Genomic DNA, 13,041 nt, shown 5'->3' with positions numbered 1-13,041 from the left:
GGCCGGGCGCAGAGACTGGCCCGGCAGGTCCAGGCGTGCCTGGTGACCGGCGGGCAATGGTCGAAGGGGGACCGGAGGGATTTCCCCGACGTGTCCGGTGATGTGTCTCGTAAACGAATCTGGAGCGAGCAATGAGCAAGCCGAGTAGGCGGTGCAGGTACGAGCTGGGCCTGTTGGCGATGGCGCTGTCGTCGGCGCTGTACGCGCAGGAGCCGGCGTCGGACGACGCGGACAAGATCAAGAAGCTGGACACCGTGGTGGTCACCGCCGGCGGCTACGAGCAGGTGATCGCCGACGCACCGGCCAGCATCAGCGTGCTGACCCGCGAGCAGCTGGAGAGCAAGCCCTTCGTCAATCTGCAAGACGCGCTGCGCAACGTCGAGGGCGTGAGCATCGTCGGTGCCAGCGTCAACAAGGCCGACATCATGATGCGCGGCATGCCCGGCATCTACACCCTGCTGCTGGTGGACGGCATGCGCCAGGGCACGCGCGAGAACTCGCTGTACGAGGACGCCGGCGTGGTCCAGGCCAGCCAGATCCCGCCGCTGGCGGCGATCGACCATATCGAGGTGGTGCGCGGGCCGATGTCCTCGCTGTACGGTTCCGACGCCATCGGCGGCGTGGTCAACGTGATCACCCGCAAGGTGCCCGACCACTGGACCGGCACCGTCGACATCGACGCGACCGTGCAGCAGCATTCCTACCTGGGCAACAGCCGCGGCGGCGACTTCTACCTTGCCGGGCCGCTGAAGCAGGACGTGGTGGGCCTGCAGGTCTACGGCAAGGACAGCGAGCGTACCGAGGCCGACGTCTACGACGGCTCGTGGGGGACGAAGGACAGGAGCGGCACCGCACGCCTGACCCTGACCCCGGCCGAGAGCCAGAAGATCCTGCTTGAGGCCGGCTGGAGCGAGCTCAAGCGCAACGCCTCGCCGGGCAAGACCCTGGCGGTGGCCTACCCGCTCATGTACGACAACCGCCGCACCCACATGGGGCTTTCGTGGATCGGCAACTGGGACATCGGTACCTCGACGGTCAACGTGTACCGCGAGATCGGCAAGACCCACAACGAGCTCAGCGGCGCGCCGACCACGCTCTACCCCGACAACAAGCTGGTCAACACCACCGTGGACTCCAGCCTGCTGATGCCGTTCGACCGCCACACCCTGACCGTCGGTGCGCAGTACATCAACACCGAGCTGAGCGGGCTGGAGAACGAGGCGGCCAACTCCTCCGGTGTCCGCAACAGCATCGACAGCGTCAGCAACGACTCCTGGGCCCTGTTCGCCGAGGACGAATACCGGCCGATCGAGGCCCTGACGCTGACCGGTGGCCTGCGCTACAACCACGACGACCGCTACAGCGGCAGCTGGACCCCCCGTTTCTACGCGATCTACCATCTCAGCGAGCGCTGGAGCCTGCGCGGCGGCGTCTCGCGCGCGTTCCGCGCGCCGACCCTGCGCCAGTCCAGCCCGTACTACTCGATGTCCGAGGGCGTGGGCATCATCGGCGTGCCGGTGGGCGTGCTGCCCGGCAACCCGGACCTGAAGGCCGAGACCAGCACCAGCAGCGAGCTGGGCCTGCGCTACGAGGGAGAGGACGGGGTGATCGCCAGCGTCACCGCGTTCAACAACGACTTCAAGAACAAGATCTTCAGCCAGTGCGAGCTGAACTGCACCGCCACCAGCGGCGCGGTCTATGCCTGGGGCAACATCGGCAAGGCGGTGATCCGCGGCGTGGAGAGCAGCCTGCAGGTGCCGCTGGGCGAGCAGGTCAAGCTCAATGCCAACTACACCTATACCGACTCCGAGCGCCTGAGCGACAACGAGACCGCCTTCGACGGCACCTCGCTCAAGGGCCAGCCGCTGGAGCGCACGCCCAAGAGCGCCTTCAACCTGCGCGGCGACTGGCAGGCCAGCGAGAAGCTGAGCGCCTATGCCGCCCTGAACAGCTCCAGCAAGCAGTACTGGGCCAACTTCCGCAATTCGGCCAACGGCACCCGCGTGCGCCCGGGCTCGACCACCTACGACCTCGGCGGCAGCTACGCCTTCAGCGATGCGGTGACCCTGCGCGCGGCGCTGCTGAACATCACCGACAAGCGCGTGCCGGTGGACCTGCGCAACCGCCTGACCGGCCTGGACGGCAACTGGCAGCAGGACGAGGGGCGCCGGTTGTGGGTGAGCCTGGGCGTGAACTTCTGATGTGCCGTGCCGGTGCGGCGCCGACCGCGGCGCACCGGCGATCCGTTGTCCCCAGCCGCATGGGTGGTCCGTTCCGATGAAAGCCTGGTCAGTCGCGTTGTCCCTTCCCCTGGTCCTCGGCATGGCGGCGTGGTCGTCGCCGGCCGCCGCCGCCGCGCCGCCGCCGGCCACGGCGGTGGCGCTGCCCGATTCGATGCAGTGGGACATGCCCGGCACGCAGGGGCACGACTACCGTGTCTTCGTGTCGCGTCCCGCCGGGCCGGCCCCCGCCGGCGGCTATCCGGTGCTGTACGTGCTCGATGCCAACGAGCTGTACCTGACCGTGGTGGAGACCGTGCGCGCCTTCGAGCACCGGCCCGACGTGGCGCGCGACCGGCCCGGCACGGTGGTGGTGGGCATCGGCTATCCGCCGGGCACGGACGTGCGCGCCGCGCGCACCCTGGACCTGACGCCGGCCGGTTCCAACGACCCGCGGGTCAAGGGCGGCGGCGGTGCCGACGTGTTCGCCGACTTCATCGAGCAGCGGCTCAAGCCGGAAGTGGCCGGGCGCGTGCCGGTCGATCCGCGGCGCCAGGCGGTGTTCGGCCATTCCTTCGGCGGGCTGTGGGTGCTGCACACGCTGGCCACGCGTCCGGGGATGTTCCAGGACTATCTGGCCTCGAGCGCGGCCCTGTGGTTCGGCGACAACGCGGTACTGTCCTCGCTGCGCCGCATGGCGGCGGCGCGCACGGCGCAGGACGCGCCTTTGCGGGCGCAACTGACCGTGGGCGAGTTCGAGGAGTTTCCCGCGCCGTGGGCACCGGCGCCGGGCGGCGACGTGGTGGCCATGGCCAAGGACCTGCGCCAGCGCGACCAGGTCGGCAACGCCCGGCAGGCCGCCACGCTCCTGGCCGCGGCGCCGCGCATGGACGTGGAATTCGACGAACTGGCGGGCGAGGACCACGGCTCGGTGGTCCCCGGCGCGATCAGCCGGGCGGTGCGTTTCCTGCAGATGCCGGTGCCCGCGCCGGCGCCGCCGGTGCCGACCGCGCGCCAGTACTGGGACCTGTCGCCGGAACAGCGCTATGCCTTGCGCCTGCAGGTACGCGAGCTGCCCGACGCGGTGCGCATCCCCTGGCTGACCCAGCTCAAGCGCACGCTGGAGGAAGGCCTGAGCGAGGAGGACGACCTGAAGCTGCACCAGGAGCGCGATCGCATGGACCAGGTCCACGGCACGCGCCCGCACGAGGAGAACGCCCAGTAACGCCGACCCTGTCAGGACCGGGGCCAGGGGCGCGCGTAGACTCGCGGCCATGGCCCTGATGCTGTTCCAGCGCGACGACTGCCCGCTGTGCGATTGCGCGCTGGAGGCCATGGCCGCGGCGCACGCGGGCGACTTCGCCAGCATCTTCATCGACGGCGACGCGGTGCTGGAGGCCCGCTACGGCACGCGCGTGCCGGTGCTGCGCGACCTGCATCGCGGCCGCGAGCTGGACTGGCCGTTCGACGCGCGGGCGGTGCGGGCCTTCCTGGCGGAATGACGGCGAGGCGAAGGCGGTGTGCCGGCCCTACGGCATGGCCGGCGGCCGCCTGTCGGCGCGCTCCGGCGTGTACTGGGCCGACCGCCGTTTCCAGCCGTGCGGCGGGCGACCAGGCCCAGGGGCGGGGCCGTGACAGGGGCGGCCATCGGGTAGCTGTACCGGGCGCTCACCCCCGCGGTGTCGCCGGGGTCGCGGACTTGGATGCGACCCCGCTGGATGGTCGGCCCGGCGACCTTTTTCTCCGGCGCGTGGAAGGACGGCATCGCATCGTGCTGGTCCCCCTCGCCGGGCGGGCCGATCTCGACGAACTGCGGGTCCGGCACGGAGGCCGGTGCCTCCAGGTCGAATGCGGCCTCGGCCGGGCGTAGCGGCGTGTCGCCTCTGCGGCGTGGCGGCATCGGCGGGCCCGCTGCCGAGGGCGGCGGGCAGGGCCGCGGCAGGAGTAAACGGGAAACGGATGCGAATGCTGGCGGCCTGCCTTGGAGGGCGGGCCCAGCTTCGGCGCCCGCGTGCCGGGACGCGACGGCCGGCCGTCATGCCTCCCATGGCATGGCGGGATGCGTCGGGCGGGAATGGTTCGCGGGGCGGTGCCGGATGCGGCAGTGTGTTCGCGAGGAGGAGCTCAGTCGGCCGGCTTCAGCACGACGCGTGTACTCACCGCCACCGCATCGGGGATGGCGCCGGTGTCGGCCCAGTCGCCTTGCCCCACGCCGAAGTCCAGCCGCTTGACCGTGGCCTTGCCGGCGAGCACCGGCTGCGTGCCGGGCGCCCAGGTGAAGGTCAGGGTCACCGGCTTGCTCACTCCGTGCAGGTCCAGGGTGCCGTCGGCCGCGTAGCGGTCGCCGCCGAGCGCGCGGAATTTCTCGGCGTGGTAGCGGGCGCTGGCGAACCGGGCGGTATCGAGGAAATCCGGCCCGCGCAGGGTGGCGTCGCGGTCGCCGTTGCCGCTGCGGGTACCGGCCAGCGGGATCGCCACGTCCAGTCGTGCCGAGGCGAGGTCGGCCGGGTCGAAGCGGAGGGTGGTGGAAAAGCCCGGGAAGCTGCCGACGAAGATCTTGCCGTCGTAGCTGCTGGCGAAGGCCAGGGTCGAACCGGCGGCCTGGACGTAGTCGGCGGCCAGCGCCGGGACGGAGGCGAGCAGGACGCCGGCGAGGGCGAACGGGCGCAGCAGGGAGATCGTCTTCATCGAGGGCCTTCCAGGAGGGGAACGGGGTCCGGATGCGCCTGCAGCGGGCGCGCCGGGGGCATCATCGCCGCGGCCACGATGGCACAGGACGGCGCTGCATGGCGCTGCCGGGCCCGCCGGGTGGGGTGCGGGATGCTTGCCGCCCCGGTCGGTCATTGCGCGGCATGTGCGGGCGCATGCACGGCGGCGGCCTGGGGCGGTGCCCCGGCGGGCGCCGCCGGTGCCGCCTCGCTGCGGCCCTCGCGCACGGCTTCCACCTCCAGGCGCAGCCCGACCTCGTCGCCGATCATCGACGGCCAGGCGCGGATGCCGAACGCGCTGCGGCTCAGCGTGGCGGTGGCCGAGAAGCCGACGGTGCGACGGAACGGCGGCAGGGGATGGCGCTTGAGCGCGTTGACGGTGACCTCCAGGATCAGCGGCCGGCTGACGCCGTGCAGGGTCAGGGTGCCGTGCACGCGCGCATGGTGCGCATCGATGGCTTCCACCGAGTCGGAGACGAACCGGGCCTGGGGCCAGCGCGCCGCATCGAGCAGGTTGGCGGCCAGCGCGGCGCGGTTCCACTGGGCATCGCCCAGTTCCAGGCGCTGCAGCGGCACGGTGACGTCCACGCGGGCGGCCTGCCAGTCGTCCGGGTCGAAGCGCACGCTGCCTTCGCTGCCGGACACCGTGCCCAGCGCCTGCGAGAAGCCGGCATGGCCGATCTCGAACAGCACCCGTGTATGCACCGGATCGAGCGCGTACATCGCCGGCTCGGCGTGGCCGGAAGGGATCGCCGCGGCCAGGGCGGGCAGCAGGAGCGACAGGAGCAGGCGGGCAGGCGACGGGGTCATGGGGCGATTCTAGGCATGCCGGGCGTAGCGGCGTGTTGTTGCGCCTGCGGCGATCCGTTGCGAGCATGGCCGCAGGAGCGTCATGCCAGGAGCGGTCGATGCGCAAGGGGATGCTGGGTGGAGGTCTGGCACTGCTGCTGGCGGCGGGCTGGGGCAGCGTCCGCGCCGAGGGGCCGGCCTTCCCGCAGGTGCCGCGCCTGCGCATGGTCGGCACGTCCGAGGGGTTGCCCTCGACCGCGGTCAACATGCTCGCCCGCGATCGCGCCGGGCACCTGTGGCTGGCCAGCAACGACGGGCTGGCGCGCTACGACGGCCTGGGCTTCCGCGTCTGGCGCCACGATCCGGCCGATCCGGCCTCGCTGGCCGGCAACGTGGTGCAGGCGGTGCTGGTGGACAGCCGCGACCGGGTGTGGGTCGCCTCGGAAAGCGCCGGGCTGAGCCTGCTCGATCCGGCCAGCGGCCGCTTCCGCCATTTCCGCCAGGCCGAGCACCCGCAGATGGCCGGCGACGATGTCTACGCCATCGCCGAGTACCGGGGCGAGATCTGGTTCGGCAACGCCGGCGGCGGCCTGCACCGGCTGGACGCGGCCGGCCGGGTCCATCGCTACGACCTGCAGCCGGTCTTCGGCGGGCCGGTCGGCCACGTGATGGCGCTGGCCGGCGACGGCGCGGGACGGTTGTGGATCGGCACCCTGGCCGGTGTGGCCTGGTACGACGGGGCCGGCCTGCACCGCGAAGCGCTGCCGATGGCCGAGACGCCAGGCGTGGTGTCGCTGGCCAGCATCGGCGACACGCTGTGGATGGGAGCCTTCGACGGGGTCCACTACCGCGACGGCCAGGGCCGCTGGCACACCCCGCACTGGTCGGCGATGTTCGGCGGCGGCAACCTGGCCTGGGCCATCGCCCCGGCGGGCGGCGGCCAGTACTGGCTCGGCAGCGAGCGCGGCCTGTGGCTGACCGGCGAGGAGGGCGCCGCACCGACGCCGATCCGCCAGCCCGGCGGCGGCCAGCACGACCGCGCCGGCCATCCGTTGCTGGCCACGCCGCAGGGCGAACTGTGGGCCAGCCTCTACGGCCGGGGGCTGGGCTACCTGGGGCGCGACTGGCGGCGGGTGGCGGTGCGCCAGCCGCCCGAGGACATGGGCGACGGCATCTTCTGCGGCATCGCCCCGGCCGACCGGCCGCTGCAGTTCTGGAGCGTGGATCCGCACGGGCGGCTGCAGCGCTACGACGCCGCCGGCCACGCCACGATGGCCTTGCCCTGGCAGCAGCGGGCCCTGGGCGGCATCAAGCTGGCCTCCTCGCTGCAGGATCGCGCCGGGCGCCTGTGGCTGGGCAGCACCGGTGCCGGCCTGCTGCGCCTGGACCTGCGCGACGGCGCCCTGGCGCAGTGGCGGATCGGCGATGCCGACAACGGCGCCGGCGCCGTGGCCGAATGGCTCGTCCAGGACGCGCGCGGCGACCTGTGGCTGGCCGGCCAGAACCTGGTGCAGCGCCGTGCCCCGGACGATGGCCGGGTCCTGGCGAGTTTCGTGCTCGGCAAGGGGCTGCCGTCGATGGACGTGGACCAGCTCGGCGTGGATGCGCACGGCGAGGTCTGGCTGGCCACCGGCGCGGGCATGCTGGCCTGGGACCCCGGCGCCGGCCGCTTCGCGTCGGTGCCGGAATTCGGCGCGGGGCGGGTGTTCGCCTTCGCCTGGGCCGGCGACACGCTGTGGTTCCACCGCATGGACGGATTGCATGGCTGGCGCCGCATCGGCAACGCCTGGCAGCTGGTGGCCGACCTGGGCGCGGACGAGGGCCTGGCCGCGGTCGAGGCGGCCGGACTGCAGGTCGATCCGCAGGGACGGGTCTGGCTGGCGACCCGGCGTGGCCTGCTGCGCATCCAGCCCGATGCCGCACCGGGCCGGCGCGTGCGCCGCTTCTCCGGGCGCGACGGGCTGGCCAGCACCGAGTTCGTCGACGGCTGCCTGGCGATGTCCAAGGCGGGGATCCTGTCGCTCGGCACCGCCGACGGCGACCTGCTGCTGGTGGATACGCGCCAGCCCGACCCCGCGCCCTGGACCCCGGCGCTGACGCTGGAGGCCGCGGTACCGGACCCGGGCGGCACCCTGCAGGCCCTGCCGGACGGGGGCTTCGAACTGCGGCCGGAACAGCGCAACCTGCAGGTCGCCGCGCGCCTGCTCGCCTTCGCCGATCCGGCGGGCAACCGCTTCCGCTCGCGCCTGCTCGGGCTGGACCCGGGCTGGATCGAACAGGGCCACAACCCGGTGCGCGAGTTCGCCGGGCTGCCGCCGGGACGCTATCGCCTGCAGGTGCAGGGCGTGGACCCGCTCGGCAACGCCTCGCCGGTCCGCGAACTGGCCTTCCGCGTGGCGCCGCCGTGGTGGCGAACGCCGGCGGCGGGCGGCGGCCTGGCCGGCATCGGCCTGCTCGCGGTGGGCGGGATGGCCGCCGGCTACCGGCGGCGCCTGCGCCTGCGCCACGAATGGCGGCTGGCCGAGCACAAGCGCGAGGTGGCCGAGCAGGCCTCCCAGGCTAAGACCCGTTTCCTGGCCACGCTGGGCCACGAGGTGCGCACGCCGATGACCGGCGTGCTGGGCATGTGCGAGCTGCTGCTGGGCACGCCGCTGGCGCCGCAGCAGCGGCGCTATGCCGACACCATCCGCGCGGCCGGCGACCACCTGCTGCGGCTGGTCAACGATGCGCTCGACCTGGCCCGCATCGAGGCCGGCAAGCTGTCGCTGCAGCCGGCGGATTTCGACCTGGCGGCGCTGGTCGAGCAGGTGGCGGCGCTGTCGCGGCCGCTGGCCACGGCCAAGGGCCTGGCGTTCCAGGTACGGATGGACCCGGGATTGCCGCCGGCCCTGCATGGCGACGTCAGCCGGGTGCGGCAGATCCTGCTCAACCTGCTCGGCAACGCGGTCAAGTTCACCGAGCGCGGCCAGGTGGCGCTGCGCCTGTCGCCGGCGCTGGGCGAGCCCGGATGCGGCATACGCCTGGAGGTCGCCGACACCGGACCGGGGCTGGACCCGGCCCAGCAGGCGCGCCTGTTCCGCCGCTTCGAGCAGGCCGACGGCGTCGCCCTGCGCCATGGCGGCAGCGGCCTGGGCCTGGCGATCTGCCGCGAACTGGCCGCGGCGATGGGCGGGGCGATCACCCTGGTCAGCCGCCCCGGCGACGGCTCGCGCTTCATCGTCGAATTGCCGCTGCCGTGGGCACGGCCGGCGGACACGGACGCCGCCGAGAGGGGGGCCACGCCTGCACCGGTGCCGGCGGCCCGGCTGCTGCTGGTGGAGGACGACCCGACCGTGGCCGAGGCCATCGCTGGCCTGCTGCGTGCCCGCGGCCACGGAGTCGTGCATGCCGCGCACGCGCTGGCGGCGCTGGCCGAATTGCGGGCCGATGCCGGCTTCGACGCGCTGCTGTGCGACCTGGACCTGCCCGGCATGGACGGTTTCGCCCTCGCCCGGCAGGTGCGTGCCCTGGGCCACGCCATGCCGCTGGTCGCGGTGACCGCGCGCTCGGACGCGGAGGTGGAAGCGCAGGCGCGTGCCGGCGGGTTCGCCTGCTTCGTGCGCAAGCCGGTGACCTCGGAGGTGCTCGCGCGCGCCCTGGCCCGGGTCCTGGCCGCGGCCGCCGCGCCGGCGCGGTGAGGGCTCGGTTGTCAGCCTTCCCCGCCCGGGTCAGGATGGGCGCGGGCGGCCCCGCGGCGGGTCGCGGTTTCGTGCCGGCGAGCGGCGTGGCGGAGAGCGGGCCGATGCGGCCGAAATGGGTGGTGCTGTGGTGCGTGCTGGCCTTCGCCGGCGGGGTGGCGGGCGCGGCCGGGGCGACCGTGCCCGCCACCCCCATGCCGCAGCAGGTGACCGTGGCCGACGGCCTGCCCTCGGGCAGCGTCAACGGCCTGGACGAGGATGCGCAGGGTTACCTGTGGCTGGCCACCGATGACGGCCTGGCACGCTACGACGGCCGCGGTTTCCGCCTCTGGCGCATGGAGCAGGGCCTGCGCGACAATGCCCTGTGGACGGTCTACGTGGACGCGCGCGACCGCGTCTGGGTCGGCACCGAGAATGCCGGCCTGGCGATGCTGGACGCCACCCGCCAGCGGTTCCGCTACTACGACGGCAGCGTCGATCCGGCACTGGCCAACACCGCGGTGTGGAGCATCGCCTCCACCCCCGACGGCAGCCTCTGGTTCGGCACCTCGACCCGGGGGCTGTTCCGCCTGGATCCGCAGGGCCGGCTGACGCGCTTCATGCCCGGGGACGGCGATGCGGACGGCCTGCCGTCCTTCGCGGTGGCGGCCCTGGCGGTGACGCCGGACGGACGCCTGTGGATCGGCACCAAGAACGGCCTGGCCTGGTGGGACGGCCAGCGCATCCACCGGGTACCGGTCCAGGACCTGTCCTCGCCGGCGATCAATGCGCTGCGCGCGGAGGCCGACGGGCGGCTGTGGATCGCCACCTCGGTGCGCGGCAACCTGCGCCTGCCCGACGGGCGCATCGACCAGGACCCGTGGCGCGACCTGCCCGACGGCGAGCGCATCCTCAACGTGCTGCTGCACGACCGCTCCGGGGTCTACTGGCTGGACACGCTCGACGGCCTGGGCTGGCTGGACGGGCATCGCCAGCGCAACGTGCCGCTCTACAGCAAGGCGGCGATGGGGCTGGTCAAGCCGAACTGGTCCGAGGCCTTCCAGGACAGCGAAGGCGGGCTGTGGTTCGCCAGCGGCCGTTCCGGCCTGTGGCGCCTGCCGGCCGGCTGGCGCCAGTTTTCCTGGCTGATCGGCGGCGAGGGCAAGGGGGCGCTGGGCAACCCGCTGGTGTGGTCGGCCGCGCCGTCGCCCGACGGCCGGATCTGGATGGTCGGCAGCCACGGCGTGCTCGACCTGCTGGATCCGACCACCGGTGCCGTGGAGCACCGCCTGGCGCCGATCTGGGACCGGCGCTGGCCCTCCACCGTGACCGAGGACCGCAACGGCAAGGTGTGGATCGGCATGTACGCCGGCCTGGTGCGCTACGACCCGGCCAGCGGCGAGGTGCGACGCTGGGACGTGCACGACCGCATCGATGCCGCGCCGGCCAGCGAACCCGATTTCATCCGCCAGGACGGGCAGGGCACGCTGTGGATCCACGTGCCGGGCAGCGGCTTCCAGCTGCGCGACGAGGACGGGCGGGTGACCGGCTTCGTCGACGCGGTCGGCCACGGCTTGCCGCCGCAGGCGGTGGTCAACGCCATGCGTGCTGGCCCGGACGGCTACCTGTGGCTGGGAACCGGCCGCGGCATGTTCCGCTGGGATCCGGGCGCGCGGCGCTTCGTGGCCATCGCCGGCTCGCCGGACGCGCCGGTCCACGCCTTCCGGCTGATGCCCAGCGGCGTGGCCTGGCTGGCGCGCCAGGGGCAACTGGACAAGTACCTGTGGAAGGACGGCCGGCTGGAGTGGCTGGACGACGTGGACGCCGCACAGGGCTTCCCCGAGCTCACCCCGGACGGCCTAGTGGTGGATCCGGACGGGGTGGCGTGGCTGAGCAGCAAGCGCGGCCTGATCCGGGTCGATCCGGCCACGCGCGGGGTGCGCCTGTTCGGCGCGCACGACGGCCTGCCCAACCCGAGCCTGCGCGGCTCCACCCTGGTCCAGTCCACGCGCGGGCCGATCATGGCCGCGACCCTGGACGGGGTGCTGCTGTTCGATCCGGAACAGGTGCGCACCTCGACGCGGCAACCGGCGCTGATGCTCGAACGGGTCGAACTGCGGCGGGGCGAGCAGCGCATCGAGCTCGATCCGGCCGCGCCGCTGGTGATGCGCGACGGTGACCGCGACCTGCAGGTGGTGGCGCGTTTGCCGACGCTGTCCGATGCCGGCAGCCAGCTCTACCGTTTCCGCCTGGACGGCTACGATCCGGACTGGGTCGTGGTCGGCGCCTCCGGCGAGCGCATGTTCTCGCGCCTGCCGCCGGGGCGCTATGCCCTGCAGGTGCAGGGGCGCAATGCCGACAATACGTGGTCGGCGGTGCGCATCCTGCATTTCCGCGTCCTGCCGCCGTGGTGGCGCAGCCCCTGGGGACTGGCGCTGTTCGCGGTGATGGCGCTGGCGCTGCTGGGACTGGCGGCGTGGATGTACTGGCGCCGGCTGCGGCGCCGCCACGAGTTGCAGCTGGCCGAGCACAAGCGCGAGGTGGCCGAGCAGGCCTCGCAGGCCAAGACCCGCTTCCTGGCCACCCTCGGCCACGAGATCCGCACGCCGATGACCGGCGTGCTGGGCATGAGCGAGCTGTTGCTGGCCACGCCGCTGGACGCGCGCCAGCACGGTTACACCGAGGCCATCCGCCGCGCCGGCGCGCACCTGCTGCGCCTGGTCAACGACGCGCTGGACCTGGCGCGCATCGAGGCCGGCAAGCTGGATCTGGACGTGCAGCCCTTCGACCTGCGCCAGCTGGTGTCCGAGGTCGAGGGCCTGATGGCGCCGATGGCCGACAGCGCCGGCCTGCGCTTCGGCGTGGACTACCGCATGCCGGCCGAGACCGTGGCCGACGGCGATGCCCTGCGCGTGCGCCAGATCCTGCTCAACCTGCTCGGCAACGCGATCAAGTTCACCGAGCGCGGCGAAGTGTCCCTGCGCGTCATGCCGCTGGAGCCGCGGGGCATCCGCTTCGAGATCGCCGACACCGGGCCGGGGATCAGCATCGAGCAGCAGCAGCGCCTGTTCCGGCGCTTCGAGCAGGCCGACGGCGCGCGCACCACCGCGCGCTACGGCGGCAGCGGCCTGGGCCTGGCGATCTGCCAGGAACTGGCCGCGGCGATGGGCGGGTTCATCCAGCTGCAGAGCAAGCCCGGGGTCGGCTCGCGCTTCTCGGTGGACCTGCCGCTGGCCTGGGTGGCCTCGCGAGGGCCGGCCTCCGTCGCCGCCGCCCCGGATGCGCGCGCCGAGGCACTGCGCATCCTGCTGGTGGAGGACGATCCCACCGTGGCCGAGGTCGTGGCCGGGCTGCTGCGCCTGCAGGGCCACACGGTGGTGCACGTGGCCCACGGCCTGGCCGCGCTGGGGGAGATCGCCTCGGCGCGCTTCGACCTGGCCCTGCTGGACCTGGACCTGCCCGGGCTGGACGGCCTGGCGCTGGCGCGGCAACTGCGCGTGTTCGGCCACGACATGCCGCTGCTGGCGGTGACCGCGCGCGTCGATGCCGAGGCCGAGGCCCTGGCGCGCGAGGCCGGCTTCGACGGCTTCCTGCGCAAGCCGGTGACCAGCGCGATGCTAGCCGAGGCGATCGCCGCCCAGCAGCGCCGGCGCGGGGCCTGAGCCGCGC

At 73.2% G+C, this 13,041-nt stretch carries 7 protein-coding genes; 5 read left to right on the top strand and 2 right to left on the bottom strand.

All coding sequences use genetic code 11. From position 1 onward, the window contains the following. Positions 1–131: 131 nt before the first annotated feature. The 3 genes from BN3794_RS10725 to BN3794_RS10715 all read left to right on the top strand — a co-directional run bounded on the left by BN3794_RS10725 (position 132) and on the right by BN3794_RS10715 (position 3,721). Positions 132–2,201, top strand: a complete 2,070-nt coding sequence (locus BN3794_RS10725) for a TonB-dependent receptor domain-containing protein (protein ID WP_078059715.1) — start codon at positions 132–134, stop codon at positions 2,199–2,201. Positions 2,202–2,277: 76 nt separating this feature from the next. Then, positions 2,278–3,444 (top strand): alpha/beta hydrolase, encoded by a 1,167-nt coding sequence (locus tag BN3794_RS10720; RefSeq protein ID WP_078059714.1) that lies wholly within the window; start codon positions 2,278–2,280, stop codon positions 3,442–3,444. A 49-nt stretch (positions 3,445–3,493) separates the two neighbouring features. Beyond that, positions 3,494–3,721 carry a glutaredoxin family protein gene (locus BN3794_RS10715; RefSeq protein ID WP_066097325.1) on the top strand — a complete coding sequence of 76 codons (228 nt, stop codon included), beginning with the start codon at positions 3,494–3,496 and terminating at the stop codon, positions 3,719–3,721. Positions 3,722–4,343: 622 nt separating this feature from the next. Here the strand turns inward: BN3794_RS10715 and BN3794_RS10710 are convergent. Further along, complete coding sequence (locus tag BN3794_RS10710; RefSeq protein ID WP_066097324.1) at positions 4,344–4,907, bottom strand: YceI family protein; 564 nt, start codon at positions 4,905–4,907, stop codon at positions 4,344–4,346. A gap of 152 nt (positions 4,908–5,059) precedes the next feature. After that, positions 5,060–5,737, bottom strand: coding sequence for a YceI family protein (locus BN3794_RS10705; protein WP_066097323.1), 678 nt, complete (start codon positions 5,735–5,737; stop codon positions 5,060–5,062). A 98-nt stretch (positions 5,738–5,835) separates the two neighbouring features. Between BN3794_RS10705 and BN3794_RS10700 the strand changes: the two genes are divergently transcribed. Together BN3794_RS10700 and BN3794_RS10695 are read left to right on the top strand one after the other, a co-directional pair. Next, positions 5,836–9,393 (top strand): hybrid sensor histidine kinase/response regulator, encoded by a 3,558-nt coding sequence (locus BN3794_RS10700; RefSeq protein ID WP_066097322.1) that lies wholly within the window; start codon positions 5,836–5,838, stop codon positions 9,391–9,393. A gap of 104 nt (positions 9,394–9,497) precedes the next feature. After that, a complete protein-coding gene (locus tag BN3794_RS10695; RefSeq protein ID WP_066098799.1) occupies positions 9,498–13,034 on the top strand; it encodes a hybrid sensor histidine kinase/response regulator in 3,537 nt (1,178 codons plus the stop codon). Positions 13,035–13,041: the final 7 nt, after the last annotated feature.

The sequence above is a fragment of the Xanthomonas massiliensis genome (assembly GCF_900018785.1).
In the GTDB taxonomy this organism is placed as follows: domain Bacteria; phylum Pseudomonadota; class Gammaproteobacteria; order Xanthomonadales; family Xanthomonadaceae; genus Xanthomonas_B; species Xanthomonas_B massiliensis.
Note: the sequence above shows the minus strand (reverse complement) of the source record. Positions and strands in the feature narration are given on the sequence as shown.